Here is a 21,109-nt window from a genome sequence, read left to right as displayed (position 1 = left end):
ATCCCCCACCGGGCAGGGACCTGGAGACTTGACGAGAGTGATGTTTCAGATGGTTGACGACGGCCCTTCCCTGGCCGTCGCAAAGATTTCGAGGGTTGCGTCAATCAGTGGGTTGAACGAGGAACATATCCGCCAAAGAATACGTCAAAGTGATCACTGTCTACGGGCCGTCCGGTCAGGTATCCCTGAACAGAGTCGCATTTCGCGTCCTTAAGGCAGGCCATCTGCTCTGGTGTCTCCACGCCTTCGGCAATGACATGGAGGCCTACTTCATGCCCGATGGTGATAATCGCCTTCGCGATGGCGTGTGCGGTTGGGTCACTGGCAATGCTATTCACGAAACTACGGTCGATTTTGAGACAGTCAATCGGCAACTCTCGCAAGTAACTGAGAGATGAGTAGCCGGTACCAAAGTCATCAATTGAAATGCGAACTCCCTTTTTCCGGAGTTCATGAAGATTGGCCAGCGCCCTGCCAGCGCCTTCGATCATGATGCTTTCGGTCACCTCCAGTTCCACAAGATGGCAGGGAATGTCTCGCTGCTCAATACCAGCCATCAGTTCCTCAACAATCGTTTGGCTGTTGAGGTGGTGACCTGAGATGTTGATGGAAACGGGAACGGCAGGGCTCCCTTCTTCGTGCCAATGCACAATCTGATCAAGAACCGTTTCGATGACGAAGTGACTCAGCGGTATGATTAAACCCGCCTGTTCAGCCAGCGGAATGAAATGCGCTGGAGAGACAGGCCCCAATTCCAGGCTGTTCCAGCGAACCAACGCCTCCATACCGATTAACGACCGATCAGACAACGCAAACTTTGGCTGGTAATACACTTCAAGAGCCCCTGCCGCAATGTCTTTACGAAGCAGTCTCTCAAGTTCCATCGCCCTGCCAATATCCTCCTGAACACCGGAATTATAGAAACGGATACGATCACTTCCATTGACCGCCAAACCGGATTGAATGGCATACGCGGTGGCGCTCAGCAAGGCATCTGGTGAGGTTGTTCCGGTGCTGGTTGCAATGCCAATCTTCCAGCCCATTGGACATGAAAACCCATCGATCTCGACACAATTAGTGAGCACGCTGAGAAGGCTCTGCGCCAATTCCTCGATGTTGTCTCCCCTAATGCCCTCTCCGGAAAGGGCAATCGCGTAATGCGATTCCGAGATACGGGCGACGAGCGGCGGTTCAATAAGAACCAATGAGGTATCTTTAGCGAACTCTGTTACACGGCTATTAATGCGACCAACGATGGTGCAGGCAAGTTTATTAAGCCCGGAACGTCCTAGTCGTGGTTCAAAGTCCTGGAAATCGGACGTGGCACAACGAATCAACACCGTGCTGGGACCACCGTCCCTCTCCTGTTTCAGGCGCAGCGTGAGTTCTGAAATGAGACGCTTTTCATTGGCGATACCTGTGCACGGGTCCGCATAGGCCAGTTCATACATTTTTCGTTCGGTAACAAAAGCTTCAGTTTGATCCTGGAGCAGGCACAGCATTTCGTTTTCGACACCGGCGATAAACCGTCCGTGAATATTCATATCGGAACCGTTCGCATCAAACTGAAGCATGAACTCATCAATGCTGTCGCCGTTCACTGCATTTTCCCAGGCTTTTGCAACTCGCTCTGAACACTCAATCGGCAGCAAATCGAAAAACGCGCATCCTGGTCGAAACATTTTTTTCACCGCTTCAGGAAGTTTTTCGGTGTGCTTTTGCTCCTGAATCACGCCATTGCGGTCCATAGTCAGGACAGCTTCGGAAGACGTTTTCAACATCGAGGAAATCTGAAGGCTTCGCCCATTGAGGTGATTGCTGGCTTCGCGAGCGCGGATCAAGGCACGCAGGCGCTGGATGATTATCTGCCAGTTAAGAGGCTTGGGCGCAAAATCAGTGGCACCACAGTCAAAAGCGGTCTGGATAGATACGTCATCATCCAACCCTGTAGCGATCACGATGGGGACAGGGTCCGTTCCCAGTCTTTCGCGCATTTGTCGGCAGGTTTCAAATCCATCGATGCCCGGCATTCGAGCGTCCAGAAGAATCGCATCGAAACGATGAGACTTTAGCCAACTCAAGGCAGTGTAGCCGTCACAGGCTTCGGTAACGCTGAAGCCTGAATATTCCAACGCAAGACGCGAAACAATCCGAATAGCGGAATCATCGTCGACAACCAGCAAACGGGAAGGCTCCGGGCCTCGTGAAGATAGGAGGCGATCACTACTCGAAATTGCGGTTTGCATGTCAGTGCTCCACTGATGAATCATCAATTGCCAGAAGCCTTGTTTTCTGGCGCCTGACACAGCCTCAGCAGATTACGTGCCAGCTATTAAAATCATTATTTATCAGAAAGATAGGGGCCACGACACCATCTTCGAACCGCCTCCTTTGAGGTCGCTGCAAAATGCGAATCGAATTGCGTGTCAGAAACCTACATCTTTTCCCATTGCAGGCGCTTCCGGTAGATGGTGGACGCACTGATTTCAAGAAACGCTGCCGCTTTGGGCACATTACCGTCGCATTGCGCAATTGCAGCCTCAATAATGCGCTTTTCCTCCTGCCATAACGGCAGTATCCGGTTGTTGCCGAGAGTGGTTTCGTCACTCCCCTGTTCCGGCAATACGGAAGGAATAGCGGCCTGAACCGAATTGAACAGCCCTGTATCAACGTGCTGTGGCACTTCCGGAATCGAGTGGCATGTGTCAGTCATGGTGGACGGTAACATTGCCATGGTCACGGTTTCGCCATCGTTCAGAACGACCACATTGCGAATGATATTGCTGAGTTCCCGCACGTTCCCTTGCCAGCGACTCCGTTCCAGGAAGGATTCCACCTCCCGACTGAAAGAGCGGAAAGACTTGCCCTCATCGTCTGAATATTGAATCAACAGCGAACGGGCAATGAGCAGGATATCGTTACCCCGGTCCCGGAGTGGTGGCATCTGTATCGGGATGACATGCAGGCGATAATAGAGGTCTTCGCGGAAACGGCCTTCCCGCACCTCGATCAGAGGGTTACGGTTAGTCGCACAGACAAAGCGGACATCAACAGCGACTTCCTTGCTGCTGCCAACCGGCTGAAACGTTCCCGACTGAATCAGGCGAAGTAACTTGCTTTGCAGATCCAGGGGCATTTCACCGATTTCATCAAGGAAGAGAGTCCCGCCATCTGCCCGAAGGGCGGCCCCTTCACGTGAAGACGATGCACCGGTAAAGGCTCCTTTCAGATGCCCAAAAATCTCGCTTTCAATAAGATCGCGGGGAATGGCAGCACAGTTCAAAGCCACAAACGGCTTGTCTGAACGATCACTTTCAGCGTGCAGAGCCTCGGCACACAGCTCCTTTCCCGTTCCACTCTCGCCCGTAATGAAGACCGACGCACGACTTTGGGCCGAGCTTTCGATAATCCGATAGACACTCTGCATCGGCAACGAGGAACCAATCATCCTGTGGAACTGCTCACGAACGAAAGACTTTTCATATTCCGCTACAACGTCTTCGAGCTTTTGCTTCTTGAAAATATTAGCGAGCGTAACGTTAAGTCTGGCCTTGTCGAACGGCTTGGTGATGAAATCCGCAGCGCCGCGTTGCATCGCGTCTACCACCATATCCACGGAACCGTGGGCGGTGATCACAACAACTGGTAGATCCGGAGTGTCTGACTGAACACGATCAAGGATGTCCAAGCCCGTGGTATCCGGCAGGCGAACGTCCGTTATCAGCGCCTGGTATTCCTGTTTACCAAGACAAATAAACGCATCGTGCCCCGTGTGAGCAACGTCAACGTCGTAAGTTACCTCCAGGTAGCTCTGATAAACCAGTGAGTTGGAAGGGCTGTCTTCCACAAGTAACACTCTGGGCCGGACATTATTCGCCATTACAGTTCCTTTCACAGAAGTTGATCCAAAAATCAGAACGCACGCCCGAGATCCTTCTGATACTCAGCGTATTCAATCAGAGTTTGCTCTGCCACTTCTGCGAGCTCTTCAATCAATGTGGATAACTCTTGGGTATTGCCAGCATCAGCGGCCTCCTCCAGAAACTTTGCCAATTCCTGGAGACGCAGACCACCAAAGGTGCCGGCACAACTTTTAAGGGCATGAGCCTGCTCTCTCAACTCGCTCACGTCGCCATCATCGAAACAACGGTTGATTAGCTTGACCCGCTTGCTCATCTCTCCCTGAAATACCGTGATCATCTTGGGAAGTGCTTCGGCGGAGGTATCCCGGGCCAGTTGTTGTAAAACAGTCGCTGACAGCAATTCAGTCGTCTTGCCTGATGCTTGTTGTTTCATATCGATTCTCGCAGCACTCTGAACACATTGATGGATTGATTGGATAAGGCGCTCCCGTGCAAACGGCTTGCTGATAAAGTCGTCCATACCCGCTTCTTTGCAGCGTCGAACTTCGGTTTTCTCGGCGTTGGCCGTCAACGCGATTATCGGTGTCATGGAGTTTATCCCACCACTCTCACGGATACGCCGGGTCGCCTCCAATCCATTAAGGCGCGGCATTCTTATATCCATGAGAATAACGTCATACTGACTTGCCGATGCCATATCGACTGCTTCGACTCCGTCCTGCGCAGCGTGCACTTCAAAGCCCTCATTTTTTAACATTTCTGATGCGATCAATACGTTGGCTTCAACATCGTCGACAATAAGTACAGACAACCTTCGATTGACGACCGCAGCGGTATCTGGCTCTGCCATTACTCCGGAGGTGTGATCCGCTCCTACCGTTTTCGCGGTATTTGCCAGAGGTGCTTCCGATGTCGAAAAAGGAACTGTCACAAAGAACGATGTACCGACCGAGACTTCGCTTTCTACACGGATTTCACCGCCCATACCCTCAGTAAGCTGTCGCGCAATAGCCAATCCTAGTCCGGACCCGCCAAGGCCAGAATCCCGGGCTGGATCAACCTGCTCGAATTCAAGAAAAACGGTCTCCACCTGATCCGGAGGTATGCCGGGCCCCGTGTCGCTAACCTCAACCGTCAGCAATCCGCCAATGGACTCCGTCGGCACTCTATCCACGCCTACCCGCATCAGGACATTGCCAGCCCCCGTAAACTTACAGGCGTTATCCAACAAGATCGTCAACACCTGCCTCAAGTGGTCGCAATCGGCAAGAATAATGCCTGGCACATGCTCATCTACCACTCGGTTAATAGGGACCTGACTGTCGAATCGACGCACTCCCACTGAACTTTCAATTTCTTCGAGCAGTTCCCTGATGCTGAAACGATGTTGATCGAAGTTGATATACCCCGCTTCAATTTTTGAAAAATCCAGAACTTCATTCACCACTTGGAGCAATGCATCACCGGAACCACGCGCGAGTCGGATAAATCGCTCATTGGGATCGTGGGGCTGAATACGATCCATCATCACGGCAAGCGAACCCAGCACGGCATTTAGAGGGGACCGGATCTCGTGGCTCATATGAGTAAGAAAACGGGATTTTGCCAACGACGCCTGTTCGGCCAAGTGTTTCGCATCCAGAAGCTCCTTTTCCCGGGCAATTAATTTCTGGTTCGACTCAACCAGTTGATTGTTCTTGGTTTTCAGGGCCATTTCGCGTTCCTGCAAAGCCTCAGCCATAGTATTGAAAGCTACCAGCGCCTCAGCAAGCTCATCGCCCCCTTTAACGGGTATGGGCTTTCGAAACCCACCGCCTGCAAGTGCCTGTGCGGCCCGCCTCAGCCTATTAAGCTTACCCGTAAGGTAATTCGCGAGAATCCAGGAACACAACGCCACCAGGACAAGTTCCGCTGCAGCAATCCCATAGAATCGGAATTGAGCCTGAGTCAACGTTTGCTTCAATTCACGAACAGACATGCCAATTTCGAGCGTACCGAATACCTGGTCTGCGACAATCAGCTCATGGGCCTGGTCAAAAATACCGTCCTCAGCTTCTGCCAATGTACCGTCTGGCGTGCGCTCGCTATCCTGCTCAGATCCCACTGACACCAGAACCCGGTCAAATCCGGTGATTCGGACATACTCAACGCCTTCCACCTTCAGAATCTGCCCAGCCTGCTCTTCAAGGCTCGCCAGATCATAGGCAATCATTGATTTGGTAATCACAGAACTCGCCAGCATCAGCGTGTCACGAGCACGCGCCAGTATGGCATCTTCATTGGACTCACGAAGATAGCTAGAGGCTTGCCAGATCAGTAGTGACAGGAAGACCAGCTCAATCAGACCAATACCCAGAATGGTCTTCCACCTGAAGGACATGTTGACGAGTCTCCCACCGAATCAAGACAAACACTGAAAACCAGTCAGTCACCGTGTACTGAAATCCAACTGCCGGACATCATCCCAGTCCGAGTTGGCGGCTGACTGGAATCCGCTCATTCCAAGGGCTTGCAACAGTTTTTGCCCAAGCTCGTCATCCGAAAGCGTCAGAAACGCATTCGCCAGCCGTCCTCGTAGCTCCTCAGACACCCGCGGGTGCGTTGCAATCGCATGGCTGGTATAACCCGGCGACAACCACAGCACTTCAAGTTTTTCCTGGATATCCGGGGCTACCTCCCGAAGGGTTCTGACAATGCCACCCCCCGCGGCAAACAATCCATCTGCCACCCCGCGGTAAACAGAGTCATGCGAGTTAACATACGTTGGCCTGTATCCCGGCGCATGGGTGTTGAGATGCGAACGAGTCACCAGAGTGGCGGCGAATGCCATAGGCGCTGGAAAGGCAATGGACTCTCCCGCGAGTTCATCCACTGACTCAAAACGAAGATCACGCGATACGACAATAATTCCGCGAAGCTTATGATTTTTCTGACGGGCAAGGGCTTGATAACCAACTCCCTCGCCGATGGTAATGAAGTGATATGGATTCATATAGGCAACATCATAAGCCCCCATAGATAGCCGCCGCTCAAACTCGGGAATGTCTGGGGCGGTTGCAAAGCGAATAGGCCGCCCGACCGTGTCAGAAAGCAGTTTCATTAAGGGAACCCAGTCTCTGGCCAGTTTTTCACTGGCCTGTTGCGGAACAACACCGAACGTTAACACGGCCGATTCATCCACCTCCGCCACGGCATGTTCACTTAATGGCAGCCACAGACCAAGTATCACTGGCACTAACCACCCTACACCTAACCTCATAACGTTGACTCCAATGGGGCCGTGGCAGCCTCGCCACTCACTCAATGAAGTTTGCAAAGCACTTTTCGGTCCAACTATCGCATATCCGGAATATTCCGCAGTTTCCGATTCAAATTGCTCCCTAATCTGCGTCAACGCGCATTTCAATTCGCAATATGCAAATCAGATTGCAACGCATATATGGGCTTTCCCATACACACGTAGCCGCCGCAACGAATTACGGAGCTATGGCACTGCTCTTGCACATACACCTGAAACTCGCCTATCTCACCGCGAGAAGACTATGTCACTAAAAGGAAACGTCCCGATGACTGAAACGTCTCCGTACAACAATGAAAGGGAAAGACTGATAGCACTCCGGCAACTGGAGTTGATGGACAGTCCACCTGAGCAACGTTTTGATCGCCTGACGACCATCGCCCGGGCGCTATTTGATGTGCCGATTGCGCTTATAACGCTTGTGGAAGAAGATCGACAGTGGTTCAAATCCAGTATTGGAACCGACGAGACCGAGACTCCCAGAAGCGTGTCTTTCTGCTCCCATGCCGTTACTGCGGACTCGATGCTGGTCGTCGAGGACGCCTCCATGGATCCACGGTTCCTCGACAACCCTCTCGTTACGGGTGACATGCACTTACGCTTCTATGCTGGCCACCCCATTCATTCACCGGACGGCCATGCGGTGGGAGCCATTTGCATAATTGACCAGCATCCCAGGCCTTTTAAAGAGAACCATCGTCTTCTTCTGAAGCAGCTTGCTGAGATGGTTGATAGGGAAATTCGTGAGCAACCACCAAAGGACGTAGATGTGCCAACCGAAGACGAACAGTTCGGCCGCACCTTGCAAAGGATTGGCTCCTTCATTTCACAGCGCTCGGTGGCACTGATCATCTCGGCACTGGTTTTTTCCGTCATTATGCTGGTGGCACAGGCGGAATTCCTGAATGAACTTGAAAACAAACGCCTCCAGAAGCAGGCGTCGCTGTCTGAAACGCTGTTTAACGTTCGCGGGCGGCTGGAAACCGAAGTGAATGCTCGTCTCCACCTGACACACGGACTCGCGGGCTATGTGCGGTCCGGCAATGCCCGAATAGATCGGGATAGCTTTCAGAACTTCGCTGCAGATCTCGGCAATAGCCTGACAGGTATTCGCAGCCTGCAACTGGCGCCAGACGGGATCGTCACGTATCTGTGGCCCGAACCGACTAACCGGGCTGCCGTTGGACACAACCTTTTAGAGGACCCGAACCGAAGGATGGCTGCATTGAAAGCCATAGAAACCAAGCAGTTGTGGGTGGCGGGGCCTCTCGAGCTCCTTCAAGGGGGCACCGCGCTTATTGGCCGTCGTCCTATTTTCGTTACAGACTCCCGGTCCGGAACGGATAACTTCTGGGGTTTTGCAACCGTACTCGTAGACTTGCCTCCTCTGTTGGAAGAAGCTGGATTTAACGACCTGGCACCAGATCGCAATATCGCGATCCGCGGCCGAAATGGTCTGGGTGCCAACGGAGACGTATTTTATGGCTCTCCAGAGATCTTTGACGGACACAATCTCAGTGCAGATGTGGCCCTGCCTTCAGGAAGTTGGCAGATAGCCATTGCGGCGCCAGAGGCAACCACGTTGACTAACGTCCCTGTGGCCCGCTGGGCGTTTGCTGCGAGCCTCGCGCTGATTGTTGCCTGCCTGGTTTACTTTGTGCTCCGCCTACCCTTTCGCTATGCCAGCGCCGTTGATAAAGCCAAGGAAGACCTAAATCGCAGCAATGCCCGTTTCAAGGATGCCATTGAATCGTTGCCAGACGGCTTTGCAGTGTTCAATGGCGAGGACAGGCTTGTTCGGTGCAACCAGAAATACCGTGAGTTCTTTGCCGTACCTGAACAGTTGATATCGCTCGGAACGCGCTTCGAAGACCTCCTCAGAGAAAGCGTGGAAGCCAACCGCTATGTTCTGGAAGACGATTCACCCCGCAGCAGACAAGAGTACATAGACAAACGGCTGCAACAACACCGTCAGTTTGACTCTGGCGTCATCGAACTCCATCTCCGCTCCGGGCGCTGGTTACGTGCTGAGGAATCCAGGGTCCCCTCCGGCGGTACCATCATCTCCTATACAGACATTTCTGAGTTAAAGAACAAGGAACATGAACTGGCCAAAGAAAAAAGCCGGGCCGAGAACGCAAATCAGGCAAAAACCCGCTTTCTTGCCACCGTAAGCCACGAACTACGCACCCCGATGAACGCCATTCTCGGTCTCCTTCATCTTGTTCAGACCAGCGGAAATCTTAGCCAGAAGAACCAGGAGTTTATTGATACAACCTACGAATCGGCCGAACACTTGCTGAGCCTGCTGAACGAGCTTCTCGACCTGTCGAAAATGGAGGCGGGGAAGGTTGAACTGGAAGTGAACCATTTCAACCTTGCCCAGCTGATCCGGAAAACACTGAAAATATCCGAAACAAAAGCTCATCAGAAAGGCCTGACTCTCATTGATGACCTCAGTGAGCAGGCTAACGTGATCGTTGAAGGTGATGCTGGGCGCATTCAGCAGATTCTCATGAACCTGTTAAGCAATGGGATCAAGTTTACGGATGAGGGATCCGTCTCACTGAGCGGATTCAGATCGACGCCCGATCATTTTATATTCAGCATTGCGGATACTGGTGTCGGTTTTTCCGATGGCCAAGCAGAGGCATTGTTCCAGCCATTCAGCCAATTGGACTCTACAGCGTCTCGACGGCATGAAGGCACCGGACTGGGACTGGCGATCTGCAAACGCCTTGTTTCTGCAATGGGCGGCACTATTACGGCCCGGGGCAAACCTGACAAAGGTGCGGTCTTTAAATTTGAGATTCCGCTCTCGGTTATTTCAGAGTCCCCGTCATCCCTTGGCAACGAAGAACTGCAAATAGTGGACCTGTCGCCGCTTCCATGTAGTGGTGAACCACTCAGGGTATTAATTGCAGAGGACTCCCCTGCCAACCAGATAGTGTTCAAGGCCATGCTCGCAGATACCGGGTACATCGCGGATGTGGTCGGCAACGGTCTGGAGGCAGTCGAGGCGATCAAAAGACTGGATTACGACATTGTCCTGATGGATATTTTCATGCCTGAAATGGATGGGCTGGAAGCCACGAGAATCATTCGTAGCGATGGTCGAATGAGCGACAAAGCCATTATTGCCCTGACCGCGAATGCCATGCCTGGCGATCAGGACAAGTTCCTGGAGGCGGGTATGGACGACTATCTATCTAAACCCGTGACAAAATACAATTTGCTGAAAATGCTCAACAAATGGGCATTGCTTCAGGAACAATGACGCAAACACATGAAAACCAACGTGCCTTAAGGATTCAGACTAACCGAAGTGGAAAAAGGCCAGTTTATTTCCATCGAGGTCTCTTACATAGGCCCCGTAAAACTGGTCAGGGATCCGCTGGCCAGGCTCGCCGTCACAGCTCGCACCTAACTCCAACGCTCGCTTGTAGCGGGCATCTACCGCCTCCTTGGACCCTGTGTGAATGGCGACCATATTGCCATTGCCCGGTTGATTGGGTTCGCCATCGTAGGGGGTGCACACAGCCAGCATCGGCGCCTTCATACTCTCCCCAATAAACGCAATGCGGCCCATATCCAGAAGGACTTTAGCGCCGATATCCCCCAGCAGTTCCGAATAGAAGGCCTTGGCTCGAGACATATCACTGACGCCAATCGTTACGTATCCAATCATGTTGTTCCTCTCCGATGTGAGTGCCGGTCAATCATACGACCCATTTGTTCATTTCAGCGACTGCCACCTACAAAAAAGCCGAAGGCGGACCTTCGGCTTTCAGCTTCAAAACGTCTCACTTCACCGGCGTATTGAGCACGTCGAGAACATCTTCCAGTTCGGTAATCATCTGCCGGATCAGCTGCTTGTACTGGGAGGTATCGTCTTTCACCTCGTGGCTGCTGAGCTTCTGCTTGGCCCCGCCAATGGTGTAGCCCTGGTCATACAACAGGCTACGAATCTGGCGGATGGTAATGACATCGGCACGCTGATAGTAGCGGCGGTTGCCACGGCGCTTGACCGGAGAAAGCTGAGGGAACTCCTGCTCCCAGTATCTGAGCACGTGCGCTTTTACCGCGCAAAGTTCGGCAACTTCACCGATGGTGAAATAACGCTTACCCGGTATTGTGGGTAATTCGTTGTTATGACTGGGTTCCAGCATACGCTTCTACTTTCTGTTTTAGTTTTTGTCCTGGGCGGAAGGTAACAACGCGCCGTGCACTGATCGGAATTTCCTCACCGGTTTTCGGGTTCCGTCCCGGACGTTGCTTCTTGTCACGCAAATCAAAGTTACCAAATCCCGACAGCTTCACCTGTTCGTTGTGGCTGAGAGCGCCTCTGATCTCGTCGAAAAAAGCTTCCACCATTTCCTTGGCTTCACGTTTGTTGAGACCCAATTCCTCGTACAACCGCTCTGCCATCTCCGCTTTCGTCAAAGCCGCCATCTGCTAACTCCTCAGTGTTGCCCCCAGCTCTTCGCGCAGTGCGTCGATCACACCGTTGAAGAGCGAATGCACCTCTTCTTCATTTAGTGTGCGTTCGGGATGCTGCCAGAACAGGCTGAGAGCAAGGCTTCGATTGCCTTCACCCAGGCTTTCACCTTCATAAACATCAAACGCACGCAAAGCCGTGAGGTGCTCCCCGGCGTGTTTTTTCGCTACACGCTCGACGTCTGCGAACCCCACGTCGCTTCCGATAATAATAGCCAAATCCCGCCGAACTTCTGGGAATTTTGAAATATCTTTGAAATTAGGCACATATCCAGAAACGACCGAATTCAAGAATAGCTCAAACATCAGAATCGTGCCATTAAGTTCCAGTTTTTTCTGCACTTGTGGGTGCAATGTGCCTAGCCAGCCTACATGTTCTCCGTCCCGGATCAATTCCGCCGTCTGGCCCGGATGCAGTGCGGGGTGCTGACTTGCGAGGAACTGCACCTCAATACCAAGGAGCTGGAACAGACTCTCCAATTCTCCTTTTACGTCAAAGAAATCGGCGTTTCTGCGACCGTTCACCCAGTTCTCTGGCAACTGCCCACCTGCAATCACGCCCGCAAGCATGGGCTGCTGATCAATCCGATCGCCATCCTTAACGAAGCGGAGACCGGTTTCGAACAAGCGGATTCGCGGCTGCTGACGATTCTGGTTGTAGGCCACCGTTTTCAGGAGTCCGCTCCAGAGGCTGGTGCGCATAACGGACAGATCCGACGAAATCGGGTTTGCCAGCGCAATGCCCTCCCGCTCGGGGTCAACCAGACCCTGAACTTTCGGGTCTACAAAGCTGTAGGTGATCGCTTCCTGGTATCCACATGCCACGAAATAGTTCTGGATAGCCGATACCGGGCGGACAGCCTCTTCCTGCGGGCGAAGGCCGAGTGAGCCGGTGGGCTCGGTGACCGGCAGGTTGTTGTAACCGTATATCCGTCCAATCTCTTCGATCAGGTCCTCTTCGATACTGATATCCGGGCGGAAACTCGGCACGTGCACGCGCCAACCGTCCTTCAGCAGTTTGTCGATGTGCAACCCCAACCTGGTGAGTATCTCTTCCACCGTAGTGCGGTCAATCTCCAGCCCCAACACGTCGGCAACACGCTTCTCCCGAAGGTCCACAGTGCGGTCCTCAGGCAGGTCCTGTTTACTGACAACCTCTACAATATCCCCTGGCTCGCCACCAACAATGGACATCAGCAGGGCCGTCGCGCGCTCCATAGCATCGCGGGCAAGGTTGTAGTCCACCCCTCGCTCAAACCGATGTGAAGCGTCCGTGTGAAGGCCATAGTGGCGCGCCTTACCTGCCAGAGTGATCGGCTCAAAATAAGCCGCCTCAAGGATCAGATCGCGGGTTCGCTCACTGACTCCGGAATGCTCGCCACCCATCACACCGGCAATCGCTATCGGCTTGGCGTGATCCGCGATAACCAGGGTGTCCGGGGTCAGTTCCACTTCCTGACCATCCAGCAATACCAACTTTTCACCCTGCGTTGCCCGGCGCACAACAATACCGCCCTCTATTTCCTCACGGTCAAAGGCGTGCAGGGGCTGACCCAGTTCAAGCATCACATAGTTGGTAACATCCACCGCAGCGTCGATGGAGCGGATCCCGGAGCGGCGAAGCTTTTCCTGCATCCAGAGCGGAGACTCAATACTCAGATCCACATTGCGCAGGATTCTCCCCAGATACCGGGGGCAACCTTCGGGGTCTTTCACGGCGATGTCAGGCACCTCTGAGTGCACTGATTCCACGGGGAGAATTTCGGGCCCCTCAACCACAAGACTGTTCAGTACCCCGACTTCCCGGGCAATGCCTTTGATCGACAGGCAATCACTGCGATTCGGTGTCAGGTCCACGTCGATGGTGACATCGTTCAACTTGAGAAACTCACTCAGCTCCTGACCCACCGGCGCATCGTCAGGCAATTCCATCAGGCCGTCATGGCTGTCAGAAACACCAAGCTCTGACTCGGAGCACAGCATTCCCTCTGAAGACTGCCCACGCAGCTTGGCCTTCTTGATCCTGAAATCACCCGGCAACACCGCCCCGACTACGGCAAAAGGGACTTTCAGGCCGTCGCGGACATTGGGTGCACCACAAACAACCTGGACAGTTTCAGTGCCGTTATTAACCTGACAGACCCGAAGCTTATCCGCATCGGGATGAGGGGATACCGACACAACCTCACCCACAACAATGCCACTGAACTTCCCGGCTACCGGCTCAAATCCGTCAACTTCCAGACCCGCCATGGTGATCTGATCCATCAATGCCTGGGTATCATTCGCCGGATTAACCCATTCACGTAGCCACTGCTCACTGAATTTCATGGTATCTGCCTTGTTCTGATGCGGTGTTGCCTGTTAATTCGTTTACCTTGATGGCGTGTTCAGCGGAACTGCCGCAGGAAGCGGAGATCGTTCTCGAAGAACATTCGCAAGTCCTTCACGCCATAGCGAAGCATGGCAAGACGCTCAACGCCCAGACCAAACGCAAAGCCACGGTATTCCTCGGCGTCGATACCGCAATGCTCGAATACTTTAGGATGAACCATGCCGCAGCCCATCACTTCCAGCCACTTGATGCTGCCATCCTCTTCGCGCCCCCACTCGATATCCACCTCGGCAGACGGCTCCGTGAATGGGAAATAAGATGGACGGAAACGTACTTCCAGGTCGCGCTCGAAGAATACCCGCAGGAATTCCTCAACGGTGCTCTTCAGGTCCGCGAAACTAACGTCCTTCTCGACCAACAATCCTTCCACCTGGTGGAACATCGGGGTGTGGGTCATATCAGAATCGCAGCGATAGACACGACCGGGGCAAATCATCCGAAACGGTGGCTTGCCATCTTCCATGGTGCGAATCTGAACCGGTGAAGTATGGGTTCGCAGCAATGTGCCAGGATTGAAGTAAAACGTGTCATGCATCGCACGGGCGGGATGGTGGCCGGGAATATTGAGAGCTTCGAAGTTGTGATAGTCATCTTCGATTTCCGGCCCCTGCTCCACCGTATAGCCCGCACGGGAGAAAAACTGCTCAATACGCTGAAGAGTTCGGGTAACCGGATGTAGGCCGCCCAGGTCCTGGCCTCGCCCGGGAAGCGTTACATCAATGGATTCACTGGCGAGCTTCTGTTCAATGGCGGCACGTTCAAGGTTCGTTCGGCGGGCGTTGATGGCCTGCTCCACCTGCCCCTTGGCTTCGTTGATCTTCTGGCCGGCGGCGGGACGCTCTTCCGCAGACAGCTTGCCCAGTGTCTTCGCCTGCTGGGTAATCACACCCTTCTTGCCAAGGTATTCAACACGAATCTGATCCAGTGCCTGCAAACTGTCGGCACTTTCAACCGCCGCCAGGCCGTCCTGAACGAGTTGATTCAGGTTTTCCATTGCCCCTGCTCCAATCCAGAAATGGAATCACTCTAAACAAAAATAGGGGAAGAGCGCGCCCTTCCCCTATCAGAAGGCGTCTTCATGAAACCATGGAGACGCCTGAATCGATCGGTTAACCGATGAAAGAGCTAAGCGATCACAGAGACGCTTTGGCCTTCTCAACAACAGCGGTAAACGCCTGCTGTTCGTTCATAGCCAAGTCGGCCAGAACCTTACGGTCGATCTCAACATTGGCCTTCTTCAGGCCAGCAATCAGACGGCTGTAAGACAGGCCGTTAGCACGGGCGCCAGCATTGATACGGGCGATCCACAGTGCGCGGAACGAGCGCTTACGGTTACGACGGTCGCGGTAAGCGTACTGACCGGCCTTGATAACCGCCTGTTTGGCTACGCGGAAGACGCGGCTACGCGCTCCGTAATAACCCTTGGCCTGACTGAGAATCTTTTTATGACGACGGCGTGCAACCACACCACGTTTTACGCGAGGCATACGTTAATCCTTCTACCTTTAAACCTGAAAAGAAATGGCTAGCGGCTGAATCAGCACGCCGTCATACGCTTGATTGAAGCCACATCGGACTTGGCAATCAGCTTGGTACCACGGAGCTGACGCTTACGCTTCGGGCTCTTCTTGGTCAGGATATGACTGGTGAAGGATTGCTTATGCTTAAAGCCAGTCGCGGTTTTCTTGAACCGCTTAGTGGCCCCGCTTTTGGTTTTCATCTTGGGCATTTTTAAAACTCCGCATTCTGTTTTTAAGTGATATCAATGTGCCCCTGAACGACAAATCCCCCGCGACCGCGGGGGATCAACACCGGATCAGGTTCACTTCTTTTTACGGGGGGCCACTACCATGGTCATCTGGCGGCCTTCCATTTTCGGCCGCTGTTCTACCTGGGCAAGCTCTTCAATATCCACTTCAATCCTGTTCATGAGCTTCATACCAATTTCCTGGTGTGCCATCTCACGCCCACGGAAGCGAATAGTAATTTTGCCGCGGTCCCCGTTTTCAAGGAAACGTACCAGGTTGCGTAGTTTGACCTGATAATCCCCTTCTTCAGTTCCTGGTCGGAACTTAAGCTCTTTGACCTGCGTCTGCTTCTGCTTTTTCTTGGCAGCCGCTTTGGCCTTCTTCTCATCGAAGATTTTCTTGCCGTAGTCCATTATCTTACAGACGATCGGATCGGAATCCGTAACCTGAACCAGGTCAAGAGACGCTTCTTCAGCCTGCTTGAGTGCATCTTCAATCGGTACGACACCGACCTGATTGCCTTCGGCATCGATCAGACGGACTTCAGTTGCGTCAATGTTCTCGTTGATCGGCGCTTTTGGAGTGCGCCCCCGATTCGCTCGCTGTTTAATAATCAGATCTCCGTTTTGGTTCTGCCTTTGCGATTGATTTCGTCAGCCATCAGCTGCTCAAACGCTTCCAGCGATAAAGTTCCCAGATCCTCACCCTTGCGGGTTCTCACCGCAACAGCGTTGTTTTCAACTTCTTTGTCGCCGATAACAACAAGGAAGGGAACTTTGTTAATAGTATGCTCGCGGATTTTAAAGCCGATCTTCTCGTTTCTCAAGTCAGCATTAACCCTATAGCCAAGAGAATCCCATTTTTTCGCAAGATTCTGGCAATAATTCCGCTGATTGTCGGTAATATTCAGTACCGCGATCTGCGTTGGTGCAAGCCATGTCGGGAAGGCACCCTCGTATTCCTCGATGAGGATACCGATAAAGCGCTCGAACGAGCCAAGAACCGCCCGGTGCAACATCACCGGTGTTTTACGCTCAGAGTTGTCCGCCACATATTGGGCGCCCAACCGCCCCGGCATGGAAAAATCGACCTGAATGGTACCACATTGCCACACTCGACCGATGCAGTCTTTCAGCGAAAACTCGATTTTCGGGCCATAAAAGGCACCCTCACCTGGCAAAAGCTCCCAATCGACACCTTCCCGGTTCAGGGCTTCTTCCAGCGCAGCTTCTGCCTTGTCCCAGACCTCGTCCGAGCCAACCCGCTTTTCAGGACGGGTTGAAAGCTTGTAAAGAATTTCCGTATACCCGAAATCCGCATAAATCTCGTGGAGCATCCCGATAAAGTCAGACACTTCCTGCTGAATGGCGTCCTCTTCGCAGAAAATGTGGGCGTCGTCCTGGGTAAACCCGCGCACCCGCATCAGGCCGTGCAGTGCTCCCGATGCCTCGTTGCGGTGACAGGAACCAAACTCCGCCAGCCGCAGTGGCAGGTCCTTGTAGCTTTTCAGGCCCTGATTGAAAACCTGAACATGGCAAGGGCAGTTCATCGGCTTGATGGCGTAATCGTGTTTCTCGGATTCCGTGGTGAACATGTCGTCTTTGAACTTGTCCCAATGCCCTGACTTCTCCCAGAGCGCCCTGGAAACCACCTGCGGTGTCTTGATTTCCTGGTAACCGTGTTCATGCTGCTTGCGACGCATGTATTGCTCAATTTCCTGGTACAGGGACCAGCCGTCTGGATGCCAGAACACCATGCCCGGCGCCTCTTCCTGCATGTGGAACAGGCTCAGTTTCTTGCCGATCTTGCGATGGTCACGCTTCTCGGCCTCTTCCAGACGATGCAGATAGGCCTTCAGGTCCTTCTTGTTACCCCAGGCGGTACCATACACCCTCTGCAATTGCTCATTGCTGGTATCACCGCGCCAATAGGCACCGGCAACCTTGGTCAGCTTGAAGGCCTTGAGCTTGCCAGTATTGGGCACGTGGGGGCCACGACACAGATCGATAAAGTCACCCTGGCGGTAGAAGGATAGATCCTCCTCGCCAGGGATGTCCTCGATAATACGAACCTTGTATTCCTCACCCATCTCATCAAACAGACGGACGGCCTCGTCGCGGGACATCACCGAGCGGGACACCGGGATGTCCTGCTTCGCAAGCTCTTCCATACGCTTTTCGATCCGGCTCAGATCTTCGTTGGTAAACGGCCGGTCAAATTTGAAATCGTAATAGAACCCGTTGTCCACCACCGGGCCTATGGTTACCTGGGCAGATGGAAACAGCTCCTTGACGGCCATGGCCAAAAGGTGAGCCGTGGAGTGACGGATAATGTCGACACCGTCTTCGTCCCGCTCGGTAACAATGGCGAGATCAGCGTCTTCTTCAATAGGGAAACTGGTATCGACTAACTTGCCATTAACACGGCCGGCAATGGCGGCCTTGGCAAGCCCGGCGCCAATGTCTGCGGCGACATCGTGAACGGTAACAGATTCGGCAAAACTGCGGTGACTGCCATCTGGCAGGGTAACGACAGGCATAATAGGCTCCTAGGGGCTCAGAGGTGATCCGTACCAAAGACCACATGTTGACGGTTGGCCGCGATACAAACCGCGGACCGTTGCGGGCAGGAGTTTAACAGAAAAAAGCCCGACAGGTTAATGCCGGGCTTCACAGGGAAAAGGGTCAGCCGTAGGCGCTGGCCTCTTCGGGTGTGCGTCGCCGCAATTGGCCGAACGCGACAAGGCCAAGCAGTATAAGTGCAGGAATGAACATAAGCTCCTTCGGCGGGCGCTCATTCTCCACCTGTACGGCATCAATGGTCCAGCCGAAACTGACACCGGCGTTCTCTGCCTGGCTACCGTAGCCAACAAAATCCACCACCATCGTGTCGTCCTGGCGCGACAGTTCGAGGCCGGCACTCGCCAGTCTCGCCTCCGGGGATTCAGCAGCCGGCAGCTCCAGACTGAGATAGGTGGAGACCTCGTCACCACTCAGGGACATGCCTGACGCCTGCACAACGATGGACTCGCCTTCGGGCACATTCTCAATATGCTCAATCACCTCGGTTCCCGGCTTGTCCTGCGTTGCCGGGTAGACCATATCCCACCAGTAACCCGGACGGAACAGGGTGAACGTGATAAGCAATAGCAGAGCCGACTCCCACTTGTAGCTCTTGGTAAACCAGTAACCCTGGGTGGCCGCCGAGAACACCAGCATGGCCGTCACCGCACTTGCGATCGTCACCAGCAAATCCACCCAACCCGTCAGGCCAATCAACAACAACTGGGTGTTGAAGATGAACATGAAGGGCAGGATCGCTGTCCGAATATCGTAAGTGAAGCCCTGCACACCCGTTCGTATCGGGTCCGCCCCTGAGATAGCCGCCGCCGCGTAGGCGGCCAGCCCCACGGGCGGCGTATCATCCGCCAGTATGCCGAAATAGAACACGAACAGATGGACAGCGATCAAAGGCACCAACAAACCGCTCTGGGCGCCCAACGTTACGATAACCGGAGCCATCAGCGTGGAAACCACAATGTAGTTGGCGGTTGTCGGCAACCCCATACCCAGAATCAGACTGATAATCGCCGTGAAAACCAACATCAGCAACAAGTTGCCGCCGGAGATAAACTCCACAAACTGGGTCATCACCAGGCCGATGCCTGTCAGCGTCACCGTGCCCACCACAATGCCGGCAGTGGCTGTCGCGACACCAATGCCAACCATGTTTCGCGCGCCAGTTACCAGCGAGAGAGTCAGGTCGACGAGGCCCGTTTTTGTTTCCGCGAGGAAGTGTCCCTTTTTGCGGAAAAATGCTTTCAGTGGCTGCTGAGTGATCACGATGAAAATCATAAACACCGTGGCCCAGAATGCTGATAGCTGGGGCGAAAACCGCTCAACCGTGAGACACCAGACCAGGACCACCACTGGCAATAGGAAGTACAAGCCGGTCTTAACCGTTGGCCCTACGTCCGGCAGCGTATCCATTGCGGATTCAGGGTCGTCCTGAGCCAGTTCCGGAAAACGGGTGGAGTACCAGACCAGCCCTATATAAATGAACAGCAGTAGTGGGCCGAGAACCCATACTGCAGCTTCACCCAGAATCACCTTTAACCAGCCAATGCCGTAATAAACGATGAACGTAAGAGCGCTCAGGCCGATCAGAATCACAACCCAGTTCAACATGCGCTGGGCCAGCGTCGGACGATTTGGACGCTCAATACCCTTCATCTTGAGCTTACAGGCCTCAAGGTGAACGATGTAGATCAGCGCTACGTAGGAGATTAACGCTGGCAGGATGGCATGCTTGATCACTTCCAGGTAGGAAATGCCCACGTACTCAACCATCAGAAAAGCCGCCGCGCCCATAATGGGAGGCGTCAACTGACCGTTGGTGGATGCAGCCACCTCAACAGCACCCGCCTTGGTAGCAGGAAAACCAACCCGCTTCATCAGGGGGATGGTAAAGGTGCCGGTTGTCACCACGTTGGCGATGGACGAACCGGAAATGACACCGCTCAGGCCGCTGGATACTACCGCAGCCTTGGCGGGACCGCCACGCATGTGCCCAAGCATGGCGTAGGCAACCTGGATAAAGTAGTTGCCCGCCCCTGCCCGTTCCAGCAGCGCACCGAATAATACGAACAGGAAGACAAAACTGGTGGAAACGCCGAGAGCGACGCCAAACACGCCTTCCGTACCCAGCCACATGTGGGAAGACAACTTGCTCAGGCTAGCCCCTTTGTGGGAGATCACATCCGGCATATAGGGGCCGGCCAGCGCGTAGATGAGGAACACACCCGCAACGATGGTCAGCGGGAGTCCCAGAGCGCGGCGAGTAGCTTCCAAAAGAAGCACCAGACCACCAAGCGCAATAATCAGGTCCTGGGTAATAGGCGAGCCCGGACGCGTCGCAAGCTGGTCGTAAAACAGATAGAGATAAGAGGCCGCAAAAGCGGCAGCCAGTGCAAGAATCCAGTCATAAATCGGTACGTGATCGACATTCCTGCCGCGAATCATGGGGTAAGCCGCAAACGCGAGGAACGCGGCAAATGCGAGATGAATGGATCTTGCTTCCGTCGAGTTAAAAACACCAAACTCGACAATGTATGGCAGCGGTGATGCTATCCATAGTTGAAAAAGGGACCAGAGCAGGGGAACAACAAAGAGTATCTTTGCAGCCGTGCCGGTCGCAGCCCTTCCACCGGTCTCGGTTTGGAGAACCTCTGCAACCTTCTTGCTGTCGATGGTATCCCCGGCTCTCGGTTCGCTATTGGTCATAGCTGAGTCCTGTAAAGATATAGCGG

General features: G+C 53.5%; 15 protein-coding genes. 1 reads left to right on the top strand and 14 read right to left on the bottom strand.

What is annotated here, in order from left to right; translation table 11 throughout:
* Positions 1-104: 104 nt before the first annotated feature.
* From AC0B60_RS02130 to AC0B60_RS02115, 4 genes are all read right to left on the bottom strand, one after another.
* Positions 105-2,183 (bottom strand): putative bifunctional diguanylate cyclase/phosphodiesterase, encoded by a 2,079-nt coding sequence (locus AC0B60_RS02130; RefSeq protein ID WP_465083607.1) that lies wholly within the window; start codon positions 2,181-2,183, stop codon positions 105-107.
* Between the two features lie 251 nt (positions 2,184-2,434).
* Positions 2,435-3,880 carry a sigma-54-dependent transcriptional regulator gene (locus tag AC0B60_RS02125; protein WP_465083605.1) on the bottom strand — a complete coding sequence of 482 codons (1,446 nt, stop codon included), beginning with the start codon at positions 3,878-3,880 and terminating at the stop codon, positions 2,435-2,437.
* A 32-nt stretch (positions 3,881-3,912) separates the two neighbouring features.
* A complete protein-coding gene (locus AC0B60_RS02120) occupies positions 3,913-6,243 on the bottom strand; it encodes a response regulator (protein ID WP_465083604.1) in 2,331 nt (776 codons plus the stop codon).
* A gap of 48 nt (positions 6,244-6,291) precedes the next feature.
* Positions 6,292-7,122: a phosphate/phosphite/phosphonate ABC transporter substrate-binding protein gene (locus AC0B60_RS02115; protein ID WP_465083602.1), complete on the bottom strand. Its 831-nt coding sequence runs from the start codon at positions 7,120-7,122 to the stop codon at positions 6,292-6,294.
* 13 nt (positions 7,123-7,135) lie between these two features.
* On the opposite strand from AC0B60_RS02115, the gene AC0B60_RS02110 reads away from it, so the two are divergent.
* Positions 7,136-10,438, top strand: coding sequence for an ATP-binding protein (locus AC0B60_RS02110; RefSeq protein WP_465083600.1), 3,303 nt, complete (start codon positions 7,136-7,138; stop codon positions 10,436-10,438).
* A 39-nt stretch (positions 10,439-10,477) separates the two neighbouring features.
* Here AC0B60_RS02110 and AC0B60_RS02105 read toward each other — a convergent pair whose 3' ends face one another.
* The 10 genes from AC0B60_RS02105 to AC0B60_RS02060 all read right to left on the bottom strand — a co-directional run bounded on the left by AC0B60_RS02105 (position 10,478) and on the right by AC0B60_RS02060 (position 21,083).
* Positions 10,478-10,849 (bottom strand): VOC family protein, encoded by a 372-nt coding sequence (locus AC0B60_RS02105; protein ID WP_465083598.1) that lies wholly within the window; start codon positions 10,847-10,849, stop codon positions 10,478-10,480.
* Positions 10,850-10,964: 115 nt separating this feature from the next.
* On the bottom strand, positions 10,965-11,330 hold the full coding sequence (locus tag AC0B60_RS02100) for a MerR family transcriptional regulator (protein ID WP_036204624.1): 366 nt from the start codon (positions 11,328-11,330) through the stop codon (positions 10,965-10,967).
* Positions 11,311-11,613: an integration host factor subunit alpha gene (gene ihfA / locus AC0B60_RS02095; RefSeq protein WP_007151838.1), complete on the bottom strand. Its 303-nt coding sequence runs from the start codon at positions 11,611-11,613 to the stop codon at positions 11,311-11,313. The genes AC0B60_RS02100 and ihfA overlap by 20 nt, the downstream gene beginning before the upstream one ends.
* Before the next feature lie 3 nt (positions 11,614-11,616).
* Positions 11,617-13,989 (bottom strand): phenylalanine--tRNA ligase subunit beta, encoded by a 2,373-nt coding sequence (pheT, locus tag AC0B60_RS02090; protein WP_465083595.1) that lies wholly within the window; start codon positions 13,987-13,989, stop codon positions 11,617-11,619.
* Between the two features lie 59 nt (positions 13,990-14,048).
* Positions 14,049-15,047: a phenylalanine--tRNA ligase subunit alpha gene (gene pheS / locus AC0B60_RS02085; protein WP_465083593.1), complete on the bottom strand. Its 999-nt coding sequence runs from the start codon at positions 15,045-15,047 to the stop codon at positions 14,049-14,051.
* A gap of 139 nt (positions 15,048-15,186) precedes the next feature.
* Positions 15,187-15,540, bottom strand: a complete 354-nt coding sequence (gene rplT, locus AC0B60_RS02080) for a 50S ribosomal protein L20 (RefSeq protein WP_007151841.1) — start codon at positions 15,538-15,540, stop codon at positions 15,187-15,189.
* A 50-nt stretch (positions 15,541-15,590) separates the two neighbouring features.
* Positions 15,591-15,782, bottom strand: coding sequence for a 50S ribosomal protein L35 (gene rpmI, locus AC0B60_RS02075; RefSeq protein ID WP_007151842.1), 192 nt, complete (start codon positions 15,780-15,782; stop codon positions 15,591-15,593).
* 93 nt (positions 15,783-15,875) lie between these two features.
* On the bottom strand, positions 15,876-16,418 hold the full coding sequence (gene infC / locus AC0B60_RS02070; protein WP_075195579.1) for a translation initiation factor IF-3: 543 nt from the start codon (positions 16,416-16,418) through the stop codon (positions 15,876-15,878).
* A complete protein-coding gene (gene thrS / locus AC0B60_RS02065) occupies positions 16,415-18,340 on the bottom strand; it encodes a threonine--tRNA ligase (RefSeq protein WP_465083588.1) in 1,926 nt (641 codons plus the stop codon). Before thrS ends, infC begins: the two co-directional genes overlap by 4 nt.
* A 145-nt stretch (positions 18,341-18,485) precedes the next feature.
* Positions 18,486-21,083: a TRAP transporter permease gene (locus AC0B60_RS02060; protein WP_465083586.1), complete on the bottom strand. Its 2,598-nt coding sequence runs from the start codon at positions 21,081-21,083 to the stop codon at positions 18,486-18,488.
* Positions 21,084-21,109: the final 26 nt, after the last annotated feature.

The organism is Marinobacter sp. V34, assembly GCF_055524115.1.
This window is presented reverse-complemented; position numbering and strand designations above follow the sequence as displayed.